We start from the raw sequence: 24,220 nt of genomic DNA on the forward strand, positions 1-24,220 counted from the left end.
CATCTGACTAGCGCGCTAAACGTTTACTTTAGCACCCGATAAGGTGTTACCTGTCGAGCAAAAAACTTAACTAATAGATACGGTATATATACGATAGGCCAACATCCGCAGGCCAGCAAGAACTGCTTCGAACTCTGTGAAGATGGCATATACAATCGTCGTAAATTGGCATCGCATAGCGACATCAATGGGATTGTCGAGCCCATCCACATTAACCACGCAACAACAACCACGCTGCTAGCACAATCAATGCAATGCTGAAGCATAACCTCAAACGCCGTTCCGGTAATTTATGTGCCAATGCCACGCCCGCAGAAACGCTGAATATGCCGCCAATCGCCAGCGGAATCCCGATTTTCCAATCCACATGCCCAGCGTATGCATACGTAAATAAGGCGATCACCGCACCCGGCGATACTAGCGCCAACGCCATGCCTTGCGCAGCCGTTTGCGTCATACCGAAAAACCCGACCAACGCAGGCGGTGCGATCACTCCGCCGCCGACACCAAAAAAGCCGGACACTGCGCCGCCCACCACGCCAACTACCGGCAAGTAACGTTGCCCCAATGGGGCTCGTGCTGGCTTTAGCGACTTACGGCGCAATACATTCCACAATAAATAACAGCCCAATACTTCCATAAACAGATTGAAGGCAAAATGCAGCGTACCGGCGCTGATTACCGTCGCATACCATGCGCTTAAATACGTCACGAATACGGCAGAACCGCCGAGCACACTGGCAGCGCGCAAATCCAGACTATTACGTTGGCGATAGCGCCAAAAGCCGATCAAAACGTTAGGCGCGATCATCACCAACGCGGTGCCCTGCGCTAACTGTTGATCCATGCCATACAACATACCCAGCACCGGAATCGCGATTAAGCCGCCACCGATGCCAAACAAACCACCAAATGCACCTAAAACAGCGCCGAGCAGCACATTGCCGCAAAAAAACAGAATGACATCAAACATGTGGCGCGCCGATTCGTAAAAACAATAGCGTGGGAATGAGATACAGCGAAGGCAATGAAAGCTACGACTGTGAAGAATGGGGCAGGAAACGCCCTGCACATATTAGCAGGTCAGATCAGCGTCGATGACGCGGGCATCAGCGCATTTGCAGTGCAATAAATAGCGGCGTTGCCAAAAAATCTGCAACGCCGACCAGAATAATCCACTAATAACAATAATTACTACGGAGCAACCAGCCGCGCCACTTTCACATCGCCACATTGGGCACGATGGCGTAATGCGTGATCCATCAGCACCAAGGCCAGCATTGCCTCGGCAATCGGCGTCGCCCGAATACCCACGCAAGGATCGTGACGACCAAATGTTTCTACGATAGTCGGCGTGCCTTGCTTGTCGATAGACTTGCGTGGCGTGCGGATGCTGGAGGTCGGCTTGATGGCAATCGTCACCGTAATATCCTGTCCTGTCGAAATTCCACCCAAAATACCGCCAGCGTTATTCGTCAAGAATCCTTCTGGCGTGATTTCATCGCCATGGACCGAGCCTTTTTGCACTACTGACTCGAAACCGGCACCGATTTCAACCGCTTTGACAGCATTGATACCCATCATTGCGTAGGCAATATCAGCGTCGAGTCGGTCATACAACGGCTCACCCAGTCCGACCGGCACATTGGTGGCGACGACATTAATCCGCGCACCGCACGAATCGCCGTCTTTGCGTAACGCATCCATATACGCTTCCAATTCGGCGATTTGGCTGGTATTCGGGGCAAAAAACGGGTTTTCGCGGACGTGTTCCCACGATTCGAACGCAATCGGAATTTCACCAAGCTGGCCCATACCACCATAAAAAGTCGTGCCGTATTGCTGTAATAACCATTTTTTGGCAATCGCTGCCGCCGCCACTGTCGGCGCCGTCAAACGTGCCGAAGAACGACCGCCGCCGCGTGGATCGCGAATACCGTATTTTTGCCAATACGTGTAATCGGCGTGACCGGGACGGAAAGTCTCGACAATATTGCCGTAATCCTTGCTGCGTTGATCTTGATTGCGAATCAACAACATAATTGGCGTGCCGGTAGTCTTGCCTTCATAGACGCCGGACAGAATCTCCACCGTGTCCGGTTCTTGCCGCTGCGTAACGTGGCGGGATGTGCCGGGCTTGCGGCGATCCAGATCCGGCTGAATATCGGCTTCCGATAATTCCAGACCGGGAGGACATCCATCTACGACGCAGCCAATCGCCGGGCCGTGGGATTCGCCAAAATTGGTAACGGTAAATAGCGAGCCAAAGGTATTGCCGGGCATGATGATCCTGATTAAATAGGCGGGAAGCAGCAATTTTACCAGTGCACGTCGGGCTACAGTTAGTCGGGGACCGGTTCTGGGGCCTTTTCCATCATTTTTGGCGAGGTTTTTATCGATACATCGCTTGGCTGGATGCTCTTCATCTGTTCATCCTGCAAACCGATCAATAATGCCTGCCCATCGGGCGCAACCCGAAACTGGCCATAACGCGCCGCTTCAAACGCCCCTCCCTGACCTTCCTGAAAGAAATACGCATCGGAAACCACTTTTATGCGACCGTTGCGCACCCGATATTCGATCAGCGCTTCGTCCGCTGCCAACGGCTTTCCATTGTCAAGGCGCAGAAATGTTGCTGGCGAATTGTCTGGCACCGACAATACCGCCTTGCCCGACTCTGGCAAAGTCTCGCTAGCCGCTTGAATATCGCGCGACAATTGCCAATCCAGCGCCATGTAATCGCCCTGCATCAACGAGCGCGGATCGACCGGCGCCATCGCCAGCGATACGCTGCGGCCAGTGGAGAGAACCTGTTCTTTATGCCAGATAGCTTGATTAATCGCCGCCAGAATCAGCATTAAGCCAATAACGATCAAGCCGCCGCGATTATGTTTTACCGTGCTGCGATCAAGCATGTTTGATCTCCGTAGACAGGCGACCAAGGATGAAATAGCCTGACAATAAAGCAGCCCCCAACAGCATCAACCCAATTGATTTAATCAGCAAAGTCCATTCCAACGCGTAATAAAACCACGACAAATACCCTAACGACGCAACAATGCCAAGCGACGTTAACATGTGCCGCCCACGGGCAAATCCCAGCAGCATCAACATCGCCCCCAGCACCAGCCCGATAACCCATCCGCCAAGAACAGCCAATATCAGGGCAACGACCAACGCTGCGCAGCGCCGCCCAAACGTCAATGATGATGTCAACTGCAGCACCAGCGACAAAAATATCAAGCCGACCACCACCGGATCGAGCAAATATAGCCAGCGATACAGACTATCGCCCAAACCATCAGAGCGATGATCAGCGCCGACTTCCACCAGCAAAGAATAGGGGAACCAGACCGACGTCAGCGCCAGAGAGAGCAGCGCCAGCGTCAACCCCACTGCAATCGGCAAAAATGCCTGCGGCAATCGCCTTTGCAAGTTGGACTCATCCAACCAGAATAATGCTGCCAAACCGGCGCAAATCGGCAGCGCCGGGCTAGGCCCCAGCAACATCAGGCAGCCAATATGTAATGCCAGCAATGAAAAGACCGTGCTTAGCACTCTGTGTAAAAAATTTGGCACCAGCACAATCAACAACAACTGACATAGCGCGATGCCGAAGAAAGGCCACGCGACATTGCCGCCATACGTTGCAAATAGCCAGAAACCCGCCATGCCTTGTCCGGCCAGACTGAGGGCCAGCGCAAATTGTTGCCGCAAGTCTTGCGCTGCGCCCTTTGTACTCAGTCGATAGATGAGCGCCGCGCATCCGACCAAAATCAGTCCGGCGGTGATCAAAGTGGCATCTTCGCGCATCAAATGATCGACTAAAAAAATACTAAAAAAAGCCAACAAAAATAAAGCGCCGACGCCACCGCAAATACCTAACATCACGCGCACATACCAGGGCGAAGCCGCCGCCTCTATGACTGAGGGCGGCGCATGTTCCGCATCGACATAACCGTCTGCATGTAGTTGTTGCCATAGCAAAGATGGTCCCTCACGCGCAACGGCACTTATAGGTCCTTTTTGCAAGGTCGCTTCGTTCTTCATGCCAAGCCTTCTTTTTGCCATCCACGTTGCAGGTTGCGCAACCACAGCGCCGCAGCAGTAGACGCGCTGACTAAAAACAAACCAACAATCATGAAGCCGACAAGCCAGTTAAACCCGCCGGAAAAAAACATGACAATCAATTGCGCTGCGCCTATCGTGATCAATGCCAGACAACTGCCCGTCAATAGCAATAAATCGCGACGCCTGCGATATAGCAAGAAAAATCCTGCCAACACGACCAGCATCGCGATAGAACTTACGCGCGGCATGATTGAGCGATCAGCGAAGTATTTCGGCAAAATAATGAACGATAAAATACCGACCGTCAGCACCGCCAACAAAAGCAATCCGGCGAAACGAATAAAGTGGCGATATCTGTTGAGATTGGCTGCAACTTCTGACCGCGGATGGCTACGATGCAAGATGATTTCCGCACCTCCCCATACCACCAGATTGAGTCCAAATAGCGACAATGGCAAACGGTTACCAAGCTCCAGCAGATCGAAAAATCCGAGCGTTACGCGCTCCAGATAAAGCAGTAATCCCAGATTCAGCAACCCTAACCAAAGACACCACGCCGTATTAAGCCGTGAGACGAGTACCCACGGAAAAATCAAAATACTCCATGTCACAAATAGTTGATAAGGGTCGGCACCGGTTTGATAGGTCTGACCGAAATAGGCCAGCAATGCGCCGCATAACAGCATCGCCGCCAGCAAAGCGACCTGTCCCTTCAAAGTGTCGAGCGTGAAATGGCGGGCTAGCAATGCAGCGATAATCAAAACGCCTTGCAGCAAACTAAATTTAGCGATGCGCGGCAATGCCTGCCAGTTAAACGCGAAGAAAAATATCACGCCAGCGACCAGAAACAAGGCGCCGCTAAACAAAAAAACGGTCGTCAGAAACCGCTTCCAATCTGCGCTGGTCGGCAAATCCCCCGACAACTGCAATGCGCGTTCGGCGGCGCTAGGCGATAGCTGCTTTTCTTGCAGCCAATGCGTAATCACCGGACGTAACGATGACGCGACGGGCGACTGGCTAGCTAAAGGCGTTTGTTCACTCTGACCCGCTAACGGCATCATCACTTCCATTCACCGCGTAAATCCTGAACTCTCTGCTGTAAGTATTCCGGCGTTGCATCCGCTGGGGCGACCGATTTCCCTACGGCCAACTCCAGCACCGATAGCGGTCCACGTCTGAATGAGCGGCCAAAAGGATTGCCATCGCTATGCGTCAACATGCTGCCCCAGAGACCCCGCAATGCCATCGGAATAACCGGCACTGGCGTGCGCTCGACAATCTTTTTGATTCCACTGCGGAAAGCGCTAATGTCACCGTTAACCGTCAATTTTCCTTCTGGGAAGATACACACCAAATCGCCATCTTCCAGCGCCGCCGCGATGTCGGCAAAGCCTTTTTCCATCAACGCAGGATTTTCTTTCGCTGTAGCAATCGGGATGGCTTTGCTGTTTCTAAACAACCACGCCAGCACAGGTATCTTAAAAATTCGGTGATCCATGACAAACCGGATCGGTCGAGGGCTAGCTGCCATGATGACGATCGCATCGACGTAGCTGACGTGATTGCACACCAGCACCGCAGCGCCTGTTTCTGGAATTCTGCTGATATCAACTGTCCGGATGCGGTGAATGGTATGTATCAATATCCAGGCCATAAACCGCACCAGATATTCTGGTACGACGGAGAAAATATAGATGGCGACGATGGCGTTCAGAATTGCCGTGACCATAAAAATCTGCGGAATCGTAAGGCCCATTTTTAGCAACACCATCGCCACCAACGCAGCGACCACCATGAACAAAGCGTTCATGATATTCATCCCGGCAATCGTGCGCGACAGATGCGCAGGATCGGAACGGGTCTGAATGACGGCGAATAACGGAACGATATACAAACCTCCGAATAAGCCGATCATTAGGCAGGCAAACAAAATTCGTCCGCTACCGTGCTGCGCAAAAAAGCCTAAAAAATCCACCATCGTCGTGTTGGTATAGCTTTGACTTGCCAGAAACAACTCAACTCCAAATACCGACAACCCAATCGCCCCAAACGGGACTAGTCCAATTTCCACTTTGTGGCCCGATAGGCGTTCACACAGCAGCGATCCGACACCGACGCCGAGTGAAAATATCGTCAGCAAGAGAACAAAAACACTGTGATCGCCGTGTAGATAGTTTTTTGCGTAGAGGGGAAACTGGGCCAGCATAATGGCACCATAAAACCAGAACCAGGAATTGCCTAACATTGCCAGAAATACTGGCCGATTTTGGCGCGAGAAACGTAGATTTCGGGCAGTTTCAGTAATCGGATTCCAATTGATTTTTAAAGTTGGTTCGGGTGCGGGTGTTAGGGGTATGCCACGGCTAAAAAACCAGCCAACGATGGCGATAAAAATCGTGCCGCCTGCAACCAATTCGATTCCCCATGGTTTGTGTACGACTAACACGGCGCCTAGAATTTCGCCGAGCAGAATGCCGACGAAAGTACCCATTTCGATCACGCCATTGCCACCGATCAGTTCGTCTTTGTGTAGTTGTTGCGGGAGATAGGCGTATTTCACCGGGCCGAATAGGGTTGAATGTAGTCCCGTGCCGACTACTGCGGCAATCAGCAGCCAGAGGGTGTGCGTCATCCAACCTAGCGCTGCCATTGACATGATGGCGATTTCCAGCACTTTTACGTAACGGGCAATGCGGGATTTTTCGAATTTGTCGGCGAATTGGCCGGATGTCGCGGAGAACAATACGAATGGCAATATAAACAAACCGGGAATCAGATTATTCAGGAAGCCGGGGTCCATTGTGGTCCAGCTTAGTGCGTCATAGGTCAGGATTGTTAACAGTGCTGTCTTGAAGACATTGTCGTTGAAAGCGCCGAAAAATTGCGTCCAGAAAAATGGCGCGAAGCGGCGTTGGCGCAGGAGCGAGAATTGATTTGGTCGGCTGGATGGTTGCATGAGGGTCGGGGTGGGGAGATTACGACGTTGGCAATTGTACGAGAAAAGAGGGTGGATTTTGGTTTGTTTGGTGTAGTTCGGTTTGTTTGTAATTGAAACGGTTTGTGCTCCGTAGAGGCTTTGTCGGAGGTAGCCCGATAAAGCCTCTACGGAGAAAAACCCGTTTCAACTAACAACAACCCTAACCAACGCAACATATATAAAAAAACCGCTCACAGCAAATATTTGCCACAAACGGTCTTAATCTCAGCACTCCCCCAGCAAACATCGCACCACCACAAAAAAACCGACTTAATCGTCTGGCGATGCGCTACTAGAAGGCCAATCCCGAATATACGCCTTCAACATCTTATTCTCAAACCCCTGCGCATCCAAAACAGCCTTAGCAACATCATAAAACGACATCACACCAAGCAACGTTTTAGCATCCATTACAGGCACATACCGCGCATGGCGTTCCAGCATAATCCGCCGTACTTCATTAACCTCAGTATCCGGCGTAATCGTAATCGGACTATCGTCCATATGCTTACGAACAGTGTTAGTCCCCACCACCCCACCATTCTCATGCACCGCCTTCAACACCTCACGGAAAGTCAACATCCCGACCAACGTGCCAAATTCCATTACGACCAGCGACCCGATATCTTTTTCGGCCATCACATTCGTAGCGTCTAATAGCGGCGTTTCCGGTGTCACCGTATAGAGGATGTTGCCTTTGACTTTAAGTATCTCAGAAACTTTCATTGGGTCATCCTGCCTTTGCTTGTTATGCTTGTATCTAGAATGTAGCTTAAGCCAGTCGAAAAATCTAGCACTGACTGCCCCACGGGAAATTCAACATTTACACAGACTGTTGCATCAACCTTAAGAAACCGTTCTCATCCAATATTAAACCACGCCGATTGATAGGAGAAACCGTCTTCATGAGCACGCCAAAATCCCCCGGTTTTGATACTTTATCACTCCACGCTGGCGCTGTCCCCGATCCCACCACAGGGGCCAGAGCGACACCGATTTATCTCAGTTCAGCCTTCGTATTCAAAGATTCCGACCATGCCGCGTCGCTATTTAATATGGAGCGCGCCGGTCACGTCTATTCGCGCATCTCAAACCCGACCAACGCCGTATTAGAAGAACGTATCGCCGCGCTCGAAGGCGGCGTGGCGGGGATTGCGGTTGCCAGTGGTCAGGCCGCGCTGCATCTGGGACTGGCGACCATTGCCGGGGCCGGATCGCATATCGTCGCGTCGCGGGCACTGTACGGCGGTTCGCACAACCTGCTGGCTTATACCTTAAAACGCTTCGGCATCAGCACCACCTTCGTCGATCCTCGCGATCTGGATGCCTGGCGTGCGGCGATTCAACCGAATACCAAAGTCTTATTTGGCGAGACGCTGGGCAATCCCGGCCTCGACGTACTGGATATTCCCAGCATCGCAGCACTGGCACATGAGCACTATTTGCCGCTATTCGTCGATTCCACCTTCACCACGCCGTATTTGCTGCGCCCGTTCGATCATGGCGCAGATCTGGTCTATCACTCAGCAACCAAATTTCTCTGCGGCCACGGCACCGCTATCGGCGGCCTGCTGGTGGATGGCGGCACTTTCGATTGGCAACAAGCTTTCGATAAAACCGGTCATTTCGGCGAATTATGCGCGCCCTATGACGGCTTTCATGGGATGGTTTTTGCTGAGGAATCGACCGTTGCCGCGTTTTCCTTGCGAGCCCGTCGAGAAGGCTTACGCGACTTTGGCGCAGCCATGAGTCCGCATAATGCCTTTGCCATTTTGCAAGGGGTCGAAACCTTGGCCCTGCGGATGGAAAAGCATGTCGCCAACGCGCGCGCCGTCGTCGATTTTTTGATGCAGCACGACGCGGTAGAATCGGTTTCTTACCCGGAACTGTCCTCCCATCCCGACTATGCGCTAGCCAAACACCTGCTTCCCAAAGGCTGCGGGGCGGTGTTCTCCTTCAATTTGAAAGGAGATCGCGCAGCAGGTATACGCATGGTCGAATCGTTAAAAATATTTTCTCATCTGGCCAACGTTGGCGATGCCAAATCGCTGGTCATTCACCCTGCTTCGACCACCCATTTCCGCGTGCCAGCAGATCAACTTGCCGCCTCGGGAATAGGCGAAGGTACGCTGCGCTTATCAGTAGGACTAGAAAATGTGGCCGATCTGATTGAAGATTTGGCTTACGGCTTAAAAATGGCCCAACGCGCTCCAAAATCAGCCTAAAAGGAGGCTCACAATGCTAGTGAACGTTCAAGGCCATGATGCCTATTGCTATACCGGTGGCAAACCTTTCGACATCACGCTTCCAACGGTGGTATTTATCCACGGCGCACAAAATGACCATTCAGTCTGGATTTTGCAAACACGCTATTTTGCGCACCATGGATTTAGCGTCCTCGCGGTCGATTTGCCGGGCCATGGACGCAGTCAGGGCGCGCCGCTACAGACAGTGGAAGCGATGTCTGGCTGGCTGCTAGCCCTGCTCTTTGCTGCGGGTGTCAGCAAGGCGCTGTTGATCGGCCACAGCATGGGTTCGCTAATCGCATTGGAAACCGCCGCCCGCACCTATAGTTCGCTGACCGATAGCACGGATATCACCATTAGCGGCATAGCGATGGTCGGCAGCGCCTATCCGATGAAAGTATCCGAGGCGCTGCTGGATGCCGCCAACTACGATCAACCGGCCGCCATCGCGATGGTGAATAAATGGTCGCATACCGGTTTCGTCCAAAAACCATCCAGCCCCGGCCCCGGTTTCTACGTATTAGGCGGCAGTCAACGTCTGATGGCGCGTTTGACGCAATTAGATCAGCACAATCCGGCAAAGCAGGCAAATGCAGACAGCGTTTTTCATAGCGATTTTGTGGCCTGTAATACCTATCAGAGTGGTGAGGCTGCAGCCCAGAGGATCCGTTGTCCGACACTATTCCTGCTAGGAAAGCGTGATGTCATGACGCCTCCAAAAGCGGCTACTACGTTGATTAACGCCATGCCAGAAGCAAAAGTCACGCTGATCGATAGCGGCCATGCGTTAATGGCAGAGCAACCCGATGCGGTGTTGGATCATTTATTCAGTTTCGCGACCAGCATTGAATAAGCAAAATAAACACAGCGTGGACCGCACAAAAAATGATTGCAGTATTGCAATCATTTTTACATCTGGCCCATCTTTGCTGCATCATGGGCCATATCGTCTTTAGCCCGATCAAGCCAGCATGCGCTAGCGATCGCCTAACGTCATATCGCGTGCTGCCAGCGCCTGGATTGGTGCGGTCATGCAATATTTAAAACGCGTGGCGCTTAAAACGCACTAAACTCTTCGCCAGCACAGTTAAAAGCCGAAAGAATAAACGCCTTGAGGAGATGTGAATGTCTACCCAAACAGGAAAAAAAGTCGCTTCCTTCGCTGAGTTTTATCCCACCTATCTAGCCCAACACGCCAATCGCACTTGCCGTCGCCTGCATTTCATCGGATCAACATTGGCCCTTTTAGCGCTGATCATGCTGGTATTGACCGGTAATTTTTGGTGGCTCTTAGCCGCGATTCTTTGCGGCTACGGTTTTGCGTGGGTCGGCCATTTTGTCTATGAAAAAAATCGGCCAGCGACCTTTCAACAGCCGCTCTATTCGCTGATGGGAGATTGGATGATGTATAAACAAATGCTCGAAGGAAAAATATCTTTTTGAGCGAAAAACCAGCTGTTTGCGTCCAAATAAAGATGAAATGAGGCGCTAATCCGCTGAAAAATCGCGTATTTAAGCCAATGCATAAAATAAATTGTTTTTTTTTCATTATTCCCGTCCTCCAAACTGCGCTGATAGTCGTTAAGGGCTAGGTAGGCGCAGTTATCCGCAAAATAACCGAAAACGATACTGCATCACCTGCAATTAGCGTTGTACTTACGTTCTATCAATGTATGTCCTGTAGCAATATTATTTTGATTGGCATTCCAACAACTTCTGGAGAAATACGATGAAAATTACACTCGCGATGATCGCTTTGGCTGCAGGACTCACCTTTTCTGCCAGCGGGTTTGCACAAACTGCGGCGCCCGCTGCAGCACCGGCAGGGTCAACTGGAGTTTGTAAGGATGGCTCTTACTCCTCAGCTGCAACAAATAAGGGCGCTTGCTCAAAACATGGCGGCGTGAAAGATTGGTACGGCAAAGCAGCAGCGGCAGCCCCTGCTGCTGCACCAGCCGCAGCCGCGCCAGCAGCTTCGGTTTCAGCCATGAAAGCCCCTGCTGAAACGCCTGCCGCAAAACAAGCCGCAGGCGGCGGTGCTGGCAAAGTATGGGTCAACACCAGCTCAAAGACTTACCATTGCAGCGGCTCGAAATGGTACGGAAAAACTAAAGCTGGCGAATACATGACAGAAGCTGCGGCCAAAACCGCAGGCAACCATGCTGATCATGGCAAGGCTTGCTCTTAATTTGCTTTGAAATTCATAAGTTGATCCAAAAAAGCGCCCCGCATGTCGGGGCGCTTTTACATTCGACTAGTCGCGTCGGCTAAGCCGCTTGAAGCGACTTACTCAGCTTATTCAGTGATACTGGGCTGATTTATGTTGGCTGAGTCTGGCTTAAATACATTGCCAGCGATTGGTCCAATCCCGTTTCAATGACTTCTTCTACCTGCTTCGCCAGAGGCGACACTTCAATCGCGTTTGCCGCCGTATTAAACACAAACAGACGATAAATCTCGGCCAATTTCAAATTATCGGGATTCACCAGCAAAGTCCATCGATCCATATTGGATATCGCGTGGCGGTTCCAGCGCAAGCGTTTTGGTAGCACGGTTGTTATGCGACCAACCCAACCGACGTCCAACATTTGCTGGAGTAAATTTTCTGACTCATCAAACCCCAGCCGCGTCGCCCGTCGAATCTGGTTCGCACTGACAGCAGAAGAGGCATCAGCGTGACGCGCCTTATGCAAAACCCGCAAAACCGCCATCGCATCGACGAACGCACTACCGGGGGTAGGCAAATGCCACCAGCGCTCATACTTAATGACCGGCAGCGCGGCGACCACCAACGCCCCCACCAGTGTGATCATCCACAACATGTAAATCCACAACAAAAAAATTGGCAATGCAGCTAAGGCCCCGTAAATAACGGTATAAGTTGGAAATTTAATGACATAGGCCGCAAAAAACCGCTTGGCAACTTCAAATGCAATACCCGCCAGCAGACCACCCCAGATCGCGTCGCGCCAATCAACCAATCGATTCGGCACCACGATATACAGCAACGTAAATGCCGCCGTCGTCAACGACACCGACACCGCCGTATAAAACCAGCTACCCAGCCAGCTGATGACTAGCCCGTTGGTGGCCTCGGTCAGATACGAAGTCACTGAAATCGAGATACCGATTAACAACGGTCCCAATGTCACCAGCGACCAATACACCAACGCACGTTGAATCAATGGCCGTTGGGTTTTTACCCGCCAAATACTATTAAACACCTGATCCACGGTCGACATTGTCATGCCAGTCGTGACGATCAGCGCGACACCGCCAACAGCCGACAATCGCGCTGATTTACTAGCAAATTGATTCAAATTATCGAGAATAGTGTTGGCGATCCCCTTCGGCATCAGGTTATGCACGAAGTAAGCCTCTAGCGATGCCCGAAAAGTACTGAACAGCGGGAACGCGGTAAAAATCGCCAGCGCAATAGTTACCATCGGCACCAGCGCCAAAATCGTCATGAAAGTCAAACTGCCAGCGACTTGCGGCAAGCGCTCTTCGCTCAGGCGACGTCCGGCAAAACGAAACAGGTCGCCCAGTTCAGTCCATGACAAACCACGCAAACGGGAAAATTTAAATGAAAACATATTTTTATTTTGTGGCTTATAAAGCTTAAATTTATGAAGCTTAAGCAAGACGGCATAACTTTTTTAACCAACCTCCCTGATCCAGACAGCAGGACCAGTTGGCAAGGAGCGGCAATGACGACTAAACAGTTATGCGGACTTTACTTACTGCGAGGGCTTACTGACAAGGCTTATGCAAAATAGTTGCAACAAGGAACTTGGCACGGCGTGCCGACAAGGTCAGTTTCTCTCTGCAGCGCGGCCGAGATGACGACTAATGAGGCCAACGGGACAGTCATCTGTGGCTTCCCGGTTTTGGTCTGGATGATCGCGATAAAAAAATAGACAAACTTCGTACATGCTTTTAGCTGCTAAAAGCACCACGTAAAGTGAGGCTAAAGCGCCCTATAATAACAACCTATGAGCCTATCTTCCCAATCCCACAAAAGCACCGCCAAAATCATCATTTTGGTTTTGTATTATTCGCGCCATGGATCAACCCGAAAACTTGCCGAACTGATCGCGCAAGGGATCGACGCTACCCCCGGCTGCGAAGCCCGTTTACGCACCGTTCCGGCTGTATCTGCCGTTACCGAAGCGACTGAAGCAACTATCCCGACAGAGGGTGCGCCCTACGTCGAATTAGAGGATTTAGAAGAATGCGCAGGATTAGCGCTGGGCTCTCCAACCCGTTTCGGCAATATGGCCTCAGCGCTCAAGTATTTTTGGGACGGCACCACTGCGCAATGGCTGGGCGGCGCACTGGCTGGTAAACCGGGCTGTGTATTTACGTCCACCGGCAGTCTGCATGGCGGTCAGGAGACTACACTGATGTCAATGATGACGCCAATGCTGCATCACGGTATGTTAGTCATGGGCTTGCCATATACCTTACCGGAACTGATGACCACCAGCAGCGGCGGCACACCGTACGGTGCCAGCCACTGGTCGGGCATGAACGGCAGCCATCCGATCTCAGCCGAAAGCCGCACACTCGCCATCGCCCAGGGCAAGCGCCTGGCCGAAACCGCACGCAAACTCCAAGCTGTATAAAAGGGGAAATGAGATGAAAAAAGACGGGATAAAAAAGATGGCTGCCAATACATCCACACCAACCGCGTTCAAGACCCAGGTTCCGGTTCGCCCAAAACCGCCGCTCTGGCTCTATTTCGGCGCGGCCGGTAGTTTGTTGGCGCTGATTGTTCTATGCGTCGCCTGGGAATTATTTCTGGCACCATTGCGTCCGGGAGGATCGTGGATGGTGCTAAAAGTATTGCCGTTGCTGCTGCCGTTACGCGGGGTGTTGAAACGCGATATTTATACGATGCAATGGTCGTCGATGCTGATATTGATCTATTTCGCCGAAGGCATCGTGCGCGCTACTAGCGACAGCAATCATCTGTCCGCCATGCTCGGATGGGGTGAAGTAGCGTTAACCTGTATCTACTTTGTGTGTTCGATCATGTATTTACAGCCCTATAAAAAGGCCGCCAAAGCAGCGACTAAAGAAGCAATTGAAAAAGCCTCCCGCTCAAGATAATGACTATTTTCCTCTATGACTATTTCAATTGACGCAACACACTTAGCTGACGTAACTGATTTTCTGCAAGGCTGCGAAAAGGTTGTCGGTAGCCCAAATGTCCTTACCAATGCCGCCGACAAATCTGCATTTTTAACCGACCAGCGCCAGCGTTTCACTGGCGCTGCCATCGCAGTAGTCAAACCCGGCAACACCGCAGAAGTTGCCGCCATCGTGAAGCTATGCAATCAATTCAAGGTTCCGCTGGTCCCGCAAGGAGGCAACACCGGCCTCGTTTTGGGCAGCGTACCGGACAGCAGAGGCAATGCGATTGTGTTGTCCTTAGCTCGCCTCAATCAGGTCCGCGCCATTGACCCGATCAACCATACCATTACAGTCGAAGCTGGCTGCATCTTGCAGAACGTTCAAGAGGCCGCTTTCGCAGCCGATCGTTTGTTGCCGTTATCGTTAGCCGCAGAAGGCAGTTGCACCATCGGCGGCAATCTCGCCACGAATGCCGGGGGCACAGCGGTACTGCGCTACGGCAATACCCGTGAGTTGTGTTTGGGATTGGAAGTCGTGACCGCGCAAGGCGACATCATGCATGGCCTGCGCGGCTTGCGCAAGGACAATACCGGCTACGATTTACGCGACTTGTTCATCGGCGCAGAAGGCACGCTCGGCATCATCACCGCTGCCGTAATGAAGATATTTCCGCTGCCGAAAGCCCAGCTAACGGCCCTCGTCGCGTTGCAAACGCCGGATCAGGCGCTGCAATTACTGACGTTGGCACAAGGACGCTGCGGCGCTGCATTGACCGGGTTTGAGTTGATGTCGGATTTGTGCCTGCAATTGGTGGCTAAGCACATGCCGCAGTTAACGTTTCCGTTTTCTGCGCATTATCCCTATTACGTATTAATGGAAATCTCCGACAGCGAATCCGAAGCCCATGCCAGCAACCTGCTAGAAGCGGTGCTGGCGATGGCTCTGGAAGAGGACATTTGTCAGGATGCGGTGCTGGCAACATCCTCAGCGCAATCGAAAACGCTGTGGCAACTGCGAGAAAGCATTTCTTCGGCACAGGCCAAGGAAGGCAAGAATATCAAACATGACGTCTCGATTCCAATTTCTCGCATTGCCGAATTTATCAGCGTGACAGACGGCTTATTACAGCAGCAATTTCCCGGTTGCCGCAACGTGACTTTTGGTCATTTGGGCGACGGTAATTTACATTACAACGTCTCCCCCGCAATTGGCGCATCCGTGGAAGCGTTTCTCGATCAGCAAACCGCCATCAATCTGGTGGTGCATGACAGCGTACATGCCTTCGGTGGCTCGATCTCTGCCGAGCACGGCATTGGTTCGTTGAAAAGAGAAGAATTACTACGCTACAAATCTGCCGTCGAAATGCAACTGATGCGGACGATCAAACAAGCATTGGACCCATTAAATTTAATGAATCCAGGAAAAGTCATCTGATGGCATCCTGAAGACAACCGGTCCTTGCCCCAAATACAAAGTCACTTTTTAAGACCAAAATCTTGAAGAAATGGATTTTGGTGGGACTTGGACCGGTACGAATGATGGCAATTTAATTAACGCCTGCGATTTCACCTCCCTCTTTTGTACCCCTTCCTTTTACACTACGTTACATAGCGTTTGTCTACCAAACACGGTCAGGTACGTTAACCTCACAATACACGCCGTCGATCCAGTTCTGATTCCGATGGTCTTTGTTACTACACGCCTCTTAACCATGCCCGGAATAAGATGTCGATCACACAAAAATCTCGTCTGACCTCAACACTTCTTGCGATGCCCCTTTTGTGCTGCACGTTACTGTGTCTGCTTGCGCCAGTGAGCGCAATAGCGGCCTCAACTATGCAGCCATTATCGGACAATGAAAAAGCGCTGCATGTGCTGAACCGACTTGCCTATGGCCCACGTCCGGGCGATATCGAGGCGGTCCAACAAATTGGCGTCAAACACTATATCGATCAACAGCTGAATCCCGATAGCATTCCGCTGCCGCCATCGTTAGTCGTCCAGCTTGCCGATTTGCCTAGCTATCAACTCTCGACAACGCAGTTGTATCAACAATATGGCCCACCCTCTTTCCCGCCCAACACTGCAACACCGGAAGAAAAAAATCTCGCCCGCCAGCGTGCCAACAACGAAATCACGCTGCAAACGCATGAAGCCCGGCTCTGGCAAGCGACCGAAAGTCCACGTCAATTGCAGGAAGTCATGACCGAATTCTGGTTCAATCACTTCAACGTTTTTGAAGGAAAAGAATGGGTCAGATATTGGAACGGTGAATATGAAAAAAATGTTCTGCGCCCCAACGCGCTCGGTAATTTCCGCCAGCTTTTGGGTTCGGTCGCGCATCATCCCGCGATGCTGTATTACCTCGATAACTGGCTAAGCAGCGGCGTCAACACGCAAGAAGCCAAAGGTCGCTTCAAAGGCTTAAACGAAAATTATGGCCGTGAACTGCTTGAGCTCCATACGCTCGGCGTGAATGGCGGTTATACCCAAGCGGATGTCATCGCACTGGCGCGCATATTAAGTGGCTGGACCATCAATGTAAAAGACATGAAAAACGGTGGCGGTGGCGGTGGCGAGCAACCAACCTTCATTTTTAATCCACGTCGTCATGATACTGGCGACAAAGTTTTCCTCGGCCAGACGATCAAAGGTCTTGCTGGTCCTGCTGGCGAACAAGAAGGTGAACAAGCACTCGACATCGTCGCCCGGCAACCGGCTACAGCGCGTTTTGTCTCCACAAAATTAGTACAGTATTTTGTCAGCGACAAACCCGATCCGGTGCTGGTCGAAAAAATGGCGCAACGTTTTTTAAGCAGCAATGGCGATATCAAAGCGGTACTGCGTACTTTATTCGATAGTCAGCAATTCTGGTCTCGCGCTAATTATCAAACCCAATTTAAAACGCCATATCAGTTTGTAGTTTCGGCCTTGCGTGCCAGCGCAATCCCGGTCGTGAATGTCAAATCAGTCGATAACGCGTTGAATCAGCTCGGCCAGCCTTTATATGGCTGGCTGACGCCTGAAGGGTATAAATTCTCAGAAGAAGCATGGCTGAATCCAGATGGGCTACTACGCCGGATTAATTTTTCCAGCAGCTTGAGCAATGGTAAATCGCCGATTAGTATGGCCGCCCCGCCCGCAACTTTCGCCGCGTTAGATCCACAGCAGTTGATTAAAACACTGTCGCCGATGCTAAACCCAACCAGTACCGACACCATCGCAAAAGCACCGCCCAATTTGCAAGCCAGCATGATTTTGGGTGGTCCTGATTTTATGAAAAGGTAAGCCATGAAAGCAATATCATGAAGCGCCGCGATTTTATCCGCAATATGCGCAATCTTGGGCTCATTGGAAGCGGTGCGATTCTGATTCCGGTGGGATTGTCTGGCTGTGTGGTCGCCCCGACTACCAAGCCTAACGCAGCCACGCGACCGATGGGCGGAAATGCCGATGCACCGCTCGCTTATGGCACACCGTTAAAACGTGCGCGTCTGGCGGGTGATGGCACGCCGCGCATGATTGTAGTGTTTCTGCGCGGTGCGGTGGATGGTTTAAATGTCGTCGTTCCGCATGGCGATCATCATTATTATCAAGCGCGTCCGACGATTGCCGTGGCACGTCCGGGGGCGAACAATGGGGCGATTGACCTGACCGGTTATTTCGGTCTGCATCCAGCCTTACAGCCGCTGAAAGCCTATTGGGATAATGGTCAGTTGGCTTTTATTCATGCGTCTGGCTCACCGGATATGTCGCGCTCGCATTTCGAGGCGCAAGATTATATGGAAACGGGCACGCCCGGCCAGCACAACACTGCCGATGGGTGGATGAATCGTTTGCTGACGACGATGCCAGCGAGTGAAGCGCCTATGCAGGCGTTGACGCTGGGCGAATCGGTGCCGCGGATTCTGACTGGCAAAGCGGTGGTCGCGAATATGTCTACCGGACGCAATGCGACGCGGCCGACGCAGATTGATCGGCCGGATATTAATGTGGCTTTTAATGCGTTGTATCAGCAGGATCCGACTTTGGGGAAAGCTTTTCGGGATGGCATGGCGGCGCGCAAAGAGATGTTGATGGATCTGACTAGCACGGAGCAACGGGCGGCGAATAATGGCGCGGCGCTGCCAAATGGGTTATCGATTGATACTACTCGGTTGGGGCAATTGATGCGGAGCAATCCGGCGATTCGGTTGGGGTTTGTCGCTGTGGGTGGGTGGGATACGCATGCCAATCAGGGGAATGGTGCGGGCCAGTTAGCTAATCGGTTGCGGCCGCTGGCGGATGGGTTGACGGCGTTGGCACGAGAACTTGGTCCGGCGTTTAACGATACGGTGATTGTTGTGATGTCGGAGTTTGGGAGGACTTTTCGGGAAAATGGTAATGGGGGGACTGACCATGGGCATGGCAATGCTATGTGGCTGCTGGGAGGTAATGTTCGGGGAGGGGCTATTTATGGGCATTGGCCGGGGATAGATGATAAGTCGCTTAATGAAGGTCGTGACCTTGCTGTGACTACGGATTTTCGGACGGTGTTAGCGACGCTGGCCGAGAAACATATGCGGGTTGGGGATGCTGCGTTGCAGAAAGTGTTTCCGCAATTTGCGGGGAGTGGTAATCAAAAGTTGAATTTTTTAATTTAGGATTTTTTGTAGGTTTTTTTACTAGATGCCGGCTGGTTTTGAAATTGGTTTAGGCTGTCGTTATTTAAACCGTATGAGCCTGTCGGATTTTCTCCGTTGAGGCAAGCCGGGCCCGCTCCCGGCTTGCCTCAACGGAGCACAAACCGTTGCAATTACCTACAGAAGTTAAACCTTCCCCAAAAGAAATCCCCCTCCCTTTCCTACATAGAAATCAGGTTTCTTCTGATATCCATTTCCCTCAAAACGTCTAAGCTGCTTTGACCGATCAGCGTTCAACATCTCAAATAAGCGAACTGAACGCACCGACGGCAACAACAACGTCGGTCGGCTGCATCCGCAATGCCAGCATCACTTGCACTCCCCTCATTCCCAAACATAACAATGCGAGGTCTCCCCATGGCAACACGCAAAAAAACCCCATCCGCGATTGATGGTGCAGGATCTGTTTTAAGCACAGTCTCAGGGCCCTCCAATGCAGCGCCCCCAGACAGCATGGGAACTAAAGAAATTGCCCCCACGCAACTGTTAGAAAAAGTAGTCGGCGGCCAGGCCCTCTCCGCCCAAATGCCTCACAACCCCACCAAAGCCAGCGAATACGGCGACACCAGTCCCACCCCCGAACCCGGCGCAACTGGCAAACCCGCCACCGAATTAGCCACAGCCAGCACCGCAACCGAAACCAACGCATCACCCAAAGTAGGCGACGGCCAACCAATCATCGGCGGAAACCCTACCGTCGGCCCACTCGACCGCGTGCGCGTAGACGCCAGCGACCAAACCCTCACCACCAACCAAGGCGTCCAAGTCGCCGACAACCAAAGTTCGCTAAAGGTCGGACTGCGCGGCCCAACCGCAATGGAAGACTTCATCCTGCGCGAAAAAATTTCCCACTTCGATCATGAACGCATTCCCGAACGCGTCGTCCATGCAAGAGGTTCCGCAGCCCACGGCTATTTCGAATCCTACAAAGATTTAAGTGAACTGACCCGCGCCGCGCCGTTCGCCCAAGCTGGCAAACGCACGCCCGTTTTCGTACGCTTTTCCACCGTCGCAGGCGAACGTGGATCAGCCGACACCGTGCGCGACGTACGCGGTTTTGCGGTCAAGTTTTATACTGACGAAGGCAACTGGGATCTGGTCGGGAATAACATGCCGGTCTTTTTCATTCAGGATGCAATGAAATTTCCTGACTTGATTCATGCCGTCAAACCGGAAGCCCATAACGCCATTCCCCAAGCCTCCAGCGCACACGATACCTTTTGGGATTTTGTCTCGTTAACCCCCGAATCAACACATATGCTGATGTGGCTAATGTCCGATCGGGCGATCCCACGTAGTCTGCGGATGATGCAAGGTTTTGGCGTGCATACGTTCCGGCTGGTCAATACCGAGGGCGAGTCGATGTTCTGCAAATTCCACTGGCATCCCGTCGCCGGAACGCACTCTCTAATCTGGGATGAGGCGGTAAAGATCGCAGGCGCCGACTGCGATTTCCATCGGCGCGATTTATGGGAAGCAATTGAGGCTGGCGCATACCCCGAATGGGAACTCGGCCTGCAAGTTTTCAGTGAAGCAGACGCCGACAAATTTGGCTTCGACGTGCTGGACCCGACTAAACTTGTTCCTGAAGAAATGGTAGAAGTCATCCCTGTCGGTAAAATGACGCTGAATCGTAATCCTGATAATTTCTTCGCAGAAACCGAGCAAGTCGCCTTCTGCACAGCCCACGTCATACCCGGTATCGACTTCACTAATGACCCACTGCTGCAAGGTCGCATTCACTCTTATCTCGATACCCAGATCAGCCGTTTAGGCGGTCCAAATTTCCATGAAATCCCGATCAACTCTCCCGTCGCTGGGGTCTACAACAATCAGCGCGATGGCATGCATCGGCAGGCTATTCACCGTGGCCGCGCCAGCTACGAACCAAACTCGCTAGGAGGTGGTTGTCCATTTCAGGCTGGCACACAGGGCTACACCAGTTTCCCACAGCAAATTGCGGCCGATATGGTGCGCGGAAAACCGGAACTATTCGCCGATCATTACTCGCAAGCACGCTTGTTTTGGAACAGCCAAAGCCCTGCCGAGCAAGGCCATATCGCCTCGGCATTTCGCTTTGAGCTGACCCGCGTGCAAACCCCCGCTGTGCGTATTCGAGTGCTATCCATGCTGGTCAATGTCGACCCGTTGCTTGCTGCGGATGTGGCGCAGGGATTGGGGCTGGAAATTCCTCCGGCAATGCCGCTGGCATCTGATTTGCTCATGCCAGAATATGCGCCCTCACCCACGCTTTCAATAATGTTTCGTCCGGGCGAAACCGGCATCCGCACGCGTCGTGTCGCGGTGTTGGTTGCCTCTGGCGTTGATGGCGCAACGGTGCAAGCGATCTACGCTTCATTACTGACCGACGGCGCGGTGCCACGCTTAGTGGGCGCACAGCTCGGCAAGGTCGCCACTAGCGATGGCGGTTCACTCGATGTGGAAATATCGCTGGAAGCCGCACCGTCAGCGCTGTATGACGCGGTAGTCGTGCCGGACTGTTCCGCGACGACAACTGGATGGTTGCGCAACAATCAGGCGCTGGATTTCTTGCGAGATCAATACCGGCATTGCAAGCCAATGCTGATGTTTGAAAGCGGCGCAGCGTTGCTTGAAAAAGCGGGCATTACGATTGCACCAGAACAAGCCGATCCCGGCGTGATTGATACTGAGAATAAAACCTTGGAGCGTGCATTGGCGGCATTCAAATCAGCGCTGGCAGGACATCGCATGCTGATGCGTGAAACCGATCCGCAGCCAATGCCCGAATGATTTTTTGGCCGTACTTTTCGTTCAACTGAGGAGGAGTCAACATGGATACCAAAGTTTCATCGCGATTCAAGGATGCCACTACGCTGCTGATCCACGATCACGACAGCGTTAAGGCAAAATTTAAAGAATTCGAAGCCATGGGAAATCGCGCCCGTATCGGCAAGAAGAAACTGGCGGATGCAATCTGTACCGAATTAACCATCCACACGATGATCGAAGAAGACATTTTCTATCCCGCCGTCAAACGTCAGGCGGAGGACGGTCCTGCGATGATCAAGGAAGCGCTGGCAGAACATGCCGGTGCGAAAGAATTGATTGCGCAACTTAAAGCGATGGCCCCCGATGATGAAAATCTAAACGAGACTGTGATGAAATTATCGGAAGAAATTGCACAGCATGTTAAAGAGGAGGAACAGGAAATGTTTCCTAAAGTCCGCAGTTCGGGCTTGGATTTGATTGCGCTGCGTGACGAAATGGTGGAACGAAAACGTACGCTAAGCACAGAAAACTTATGACAAAGTTAATACAGAGCGCAATTTACAACGAGGTTGGTTATTTTCTATGTTTCTATGAGAAAGTAACCAACCTTGTCCAAATTTACTTTAAGCAAGTTCGTTTGATCTCCTCCCGCAACTAATCGTGTTGCCCAGCTTGCTTTAGACAGCATTCCTACTTCCCCAAATAAAGCTAAATTAACAACAAAAACCCCATCGCAGTTAAAAGTCACTACAAAAATGCAAGATCGATGCAAGCCAATCAAGGGCAAAACGCAGGCTTGTTTTATAATCTAGCGTTAATTCAACGGGAATTAATGCGTAAAGACAGTGTTACACCTGTTTTGTGCTTTTTTTGTTTCCCCGTTATTGCCCGCATTGTTACTCCCATCACCGAGCTTATTACCATGACAGAACAATTTTCTAAGAAGGCCGAAGCGTGGTCAGCCCGCTTTTCGGAACCGGTTTCCGACCTGGTTAAACGTTATACCGCCTCGGTATTTTTCGATAAACGTCTGGCAGAAGTCGATATTCAAGGCTCGCTCGCCCATGCAGAGATGCTGGCGCACCAAAACATTATCAGCGCCGACGATCATGCCGCGATTCAAAAAGGCATGACGCAAATTCAAGAAGAAATCACTGCTGGCAAATTTGAATGGTTGCTGGATCTGGAAGACGTGCATCTGAATATCGAAAAGCGTCTGACCGAGTTGGTCGGTGACGCCGGTAAGCGCTTGCACACCGGCCGCTCACGCAACGATCAGGTTGCCACCGACATCCGCCTGTATTTGCGCGGCGCGATTGATGACATTTGCGGCCTGCTGCGCGACCTGCGCTTAGCGTTGCTGACACTGGCAGAGCAACACGCCGACACCATTTTGCCCGGCTTCACCCACATGCAAGTAGCGCAGCCGATCACTTTCGGTCACCACGTGCTGGCGTATGTCGAAATGTTTGGACGCGACACCGAACGCATGCAGGATTGCCGCAAACGCGTGAACCGCTTGCCGCTGGGCGCTGCCGCTCTGGCTGGCACGACATTCCCGATTGATCGTCAACGCGTCGCCACGACGTTAGGCTTTGATGACGTTTGCCGTAATTCACTGGATGCGGTCTCGGATCGCGATTTCGCCATTGAATTCTGCGCCGCTGCTGCGCTGGTGATGACGCATATCTCGCGCATGTCGGAAGAATTGGTCATCTGGATGAGCCCACGTGTCGGCTTTATCGATATCGCCGACCGCTTCTGCACCGGCTCGTCGATCATGCCGCAAAAGAAAAACCCTGACGTGCCAGAGCTGGCACGCGGCAAAACCGGCCGCGTCAACGGCCATTTGATCGCCCTGCTGACCTTGATGAAAGGCCAGCCATTGGCCTACAACAAAGACAATCAGGAAGACAAAGAACCGTTGTTCGACACCGTCGATACACTGACCGACACGCTGCGCATCTTCGCTGACATGGCAGGCGGCATCACCGTTAAGCCAGAAGCGATGCGCGCTGCTGCGTTGCAGGGCTATGCCACGGCAACCGATCTGGCCGATTATCTGGTAAAAAAAGGCTTGCCGTTCCGTGACGCGCACGAAGCCGTGGCGTTGACCGTGCGTCATTGCGTCGATCAGGGTTACGACTTAAGCGACATGTCATTAGAGCAACTACAAGCGTTTTCCAGTTTGATCGAGGCCGATGTATTTGAGGTGTTGACGCTGGAAGGCTCAGTCGCGGCACGCGATCATATCGGCGGCACCGCGCCGCGACAGGTGCGATTGGCAATTGCCCATTTGCGGGAGCAATTGGGTTAAACATGTGCAATAGCATTTTTTTTAAATAAGGTTGTTG

At 52.0% G+C, this 24,220-nt stretch carries 20 protein-coding genes; 12 read left to right on the top strand and 8 right to left on the bottom strand.

The genetic code is table 11. The annotated features are described in order from the left end of the window. Positions 1 to 211 precede the first annotated feature (211 nt). From C7W93_RS10045 to C7W93_RS10075, 7 genes are all read right to left on the bottom strand, one after another. Positions 212 to 973, bottom strand: a complete 762-nt coding sequence (locus tag C7W93_RS10045) for a sulfite exporter TauE/SafE family protein (protein WP_108439877.1) — start codon at positions 971 to 973, stop codon at positions 212 to 214. A gap of 221 nt (positions 974 to 1,194) precedes the next feature. Next, complete coding sequence (gene aroC, locus C7W93_RS10050) at positions 1,195 to 2,283, bottom strand: chorismate synthase (protein WP_108439878.1); 1,089 nt, start codon at positions 2,281 to 2,283, stop codon at positions 1,195 to 1,197. Positions 2,284 to 2,342: 59 nt separating this feature from the next. Beyond that, on the bottom strand, positions 2,343 to 2,915 hold the full coding sequence (locus C7W93_RS10055; RefSeq protein WP_108439879.1) for a GDYXXLXY domain-containing protein: 573 nt from the start codon (positions 2,913 to 2,915) through the stop codon (positions 2,343 to 2,345). Then, positions 2,908 to 4,050 (bottom strand): DUF4401 domain-containing protein, encoded by a 1,143-nt coding sequence (locus tag C7W93_RS10060; RefSeq protein WP_161539913.1) that lies wholly within the window; start codon positions 4,048 to 4,050, stop codon positions 2,908 to 2,910. The genes C7W93_RS10055 and C7W93_RS10060 overlap by 8 nt, the downstream gene beginning before the upstream one ends. Beyond that, positions 4,047 to 5,132: a DUF2157 domain-containing protein gene (locus C7W93_RS10065; RefSeq protein WP_225869875.1), complete on the bottom strand. Its 1,086-nt coding sequence runs from the start codon at positions 5,130 to 5,132 to the stop codon at positions 4,047 to 4,049. Before C7W93_RS10065 ends, C7W93_RS10060 begins: the two co-directional genes overlap by 4 nt. Then, on the bottom strand, positions 5,132 to 7,027 hold the full coding sequence (locus tag C7W93_RS10070; protein ID WP_108439882.1) for an MFS transporter: 1,896 nt from the start codon (positions 7,025 to 7,027) through the stop codon (positions 5,132 to 5,134). Before C7W93_RS10070 ends, C7W93_RS10065 begins: the two co-directional genes overlap by 1 nt. Positions 7,028 to 7,318: 291 nt before the next feature. Continuing rightward, positions 7,319 to 7,774, bottom strand: a complete 456-nt coding sequence (locus C7W93_RS10075) for a CBS domain-containing protein (RefSeq protein ID WP_108439883.1) — start codon at positions 7,772 to 7,774, stop codon at positions 7,319 to 7,321. Positions 7,775 to 7,953: 179 nt separating this feature from the next. On the opposite strand from C7W93_RS10075, the gene C7W93_RS10080 reads away from it, so the two are divergent. From C7W93_RS10080 to C7W93_RS10095, 4 genes are all read left to right on the top strand, one after another. Beyond that, positions 7,954 to 9,273: an O-acetylhomoserine aminocarboxypropyltransferase gene (locus C7W93_RS10080; protein WP_108439884.1), complete on the top strand. Its 1,320-nt coding sequence runs from the start codon at positions 7,954 to 7,956 to the stop codon at positions 9,271 to 9,273. Positions 9,274 to 9,286: 13 nt separating this feature from the next. Further along, on the top strand, positions 9,287 to 10,147 hold the full coding sequence (locus C7W93_RS10085) for an alpha/beta fold hydrolase (protein ID WP_108439885.1): 861 nt from the start codon (positions 9,287 to 9,289) through the stop codon (positions 10,145 to 10,147). A gap of 272 nt (positions 10,148 to 10,419) precedes the next feature. After that, positions 10,420 to 10,737 (top strand): DUF962 domain-containing protein, encoded by a 318-nt coding sequence (locus tag C7W93_RS10090; RefSeq protein ID WP_108439886.1) that lies wholly within the window; start codon positions 10,420 to 10,422, stop codon positions 10,735 to 10,737. A 286-nt stretch (positions 10,738 to 11,023) separates the two neighbouring features. Next, the gene (locus C7W93_RS10095; RefSeq protein WP_108439887.1) at positions 11,024 to 11,482 is read left to right on the top strand and encodes a DUF3761 domain-containing protein; all 459 of its coding nucleotides are present in this window, start codon (positions 11,024 to 11,026) and stop codon (positions 11,480 to 11,482) included. 130 nt (positions 11,483 to 11,612) lie between these two features. Here C7W93_RS10095 and C7W93_RS10100 read toward each other — a convergent pair whose 3' ends face one another. Further along, on the bottom strand, positions 11,613 to 12,890 hold the full coding sequence (locus tag C7W93_RS10100) for a YihY family inner membrane protein (RefSeq protein ID WP_108439888.1): 1,278 nt from the start codon (positions 12,888 to 12,890) through the stop codon (positions 11,613 to 11,615). Between the two features lie 399 nt (positions 12,891 to 13,289). On the opposite strand from C7W93_RS10100, the gene wrbA reads away from it, so the two are divergent. The 8 genes from wrbA (at position 13,290) to argH (ending at position 24,183) form a co-directional block, all read left to right on the top strand. Beyond that, entirely contained in the window at positions 13,290 to 13,922 is a 633-nt protein-coding gene (wrbA, locus tag C7W93_RS10105) for an NAD(P)H:quinone oxidoreductase (protein WP_108439889.1), read from the top strand. Positions 13,923 to 13,935: 13 nt separating this feature from the next. Further along, positions 13,936 to 14,409: a DUF2069 domain-containing protein gene (locus tag C7W93_RS10110; protein WP_225869795.1), complete on the top strand. Its 474-nt coding sequence runs from the start codon at positions 13,936 to 13,938 to the stop codon at positions 14,407 to 14,409. A gap of 15 nt (positions 14,410 to 14,424) precedes the next feature. Then, a complete protein-coding gene (locus tag C7W93_RS10115; protein WP_108439890.1) occupies positions 14,425 to 15,867 on the top strand; it encodes an FAD-binding oxidoreductase in 1,443 nt (480 codons plus the stop codon). A 402-nt stretch (positions 15,868 to 16,269) separates the two neighbouring features. After that, positions 16,270 to 17,721: a DUF1800 domain-containing protein gene (locus C7W93_RS10120; RefSeq protein ID WP_225869796.1), complete on the top strand. Its 1,452-nt coding sequence runs from the start codon at positions 16,270 to 16,272 to the stop codon at positions 17,719 to 17,721. A gap of 17 nt (positions 17,722 to 17,738) precedes the next feature. Further along, entirely contained in the window at positions 17,739 to 19,076 is a 1,338-nt protein-coding gene (locus C7W93_RS10125) for a DUF1501 domain-containing protein (protein WP_108439892.1), read from the top strand. A 396-nt stretch (positions 19,077 to 19,472) separates the two neighbouring features. Then, on the top strand, positions 19,473 to 21,887 hold the full coding sequence (locus tag C7W93_RS10130; RefSeq protein WP_108439893.1) for a catalase: 2,415 nt from the start codon (positions 19,473 to 19,475) through the stop codon (positions 21,885 to 21,887). A 41-nt stretch (positions 21,888 to 21,928) separates the two neighbouring features. Then, complete coding sequence (locus C7W93_RS10135; protein ID WP_108439894.1) at positions 21,929 to 22,402, top strand: hemerythrin domain-containing protein; 474 nt, start codon at positions 21,929 to 21,931, stop codon at positions 22,400 to 22,402. Positions 22,403 to 22,788: 386 nt separating this feature from the next. Continuing rightward, on the top strand, positions 22,789 to 24,183 hold the full coding sequence (gene argH / locus C7W93_RS10140; RefSeq protein ID WP_108440588.1) for an argininosuccinate lyase: 1,395 nt from the start codon (positions 22,789 to 22,791) through the stop codon (positions 24,181 to 24,183). Positions 24,184 to 24,220: the final 37 nt, after the last annotated feature.

This window comes from Glaciimonas sp. PCH181 (genome assembly GCF_003056055.1).
GTDB lineage: Bacteria > Pseudomonadota > Gammaproteobacteria > Burkholderiales > Burkholderiaceae_D > Glaciimonas.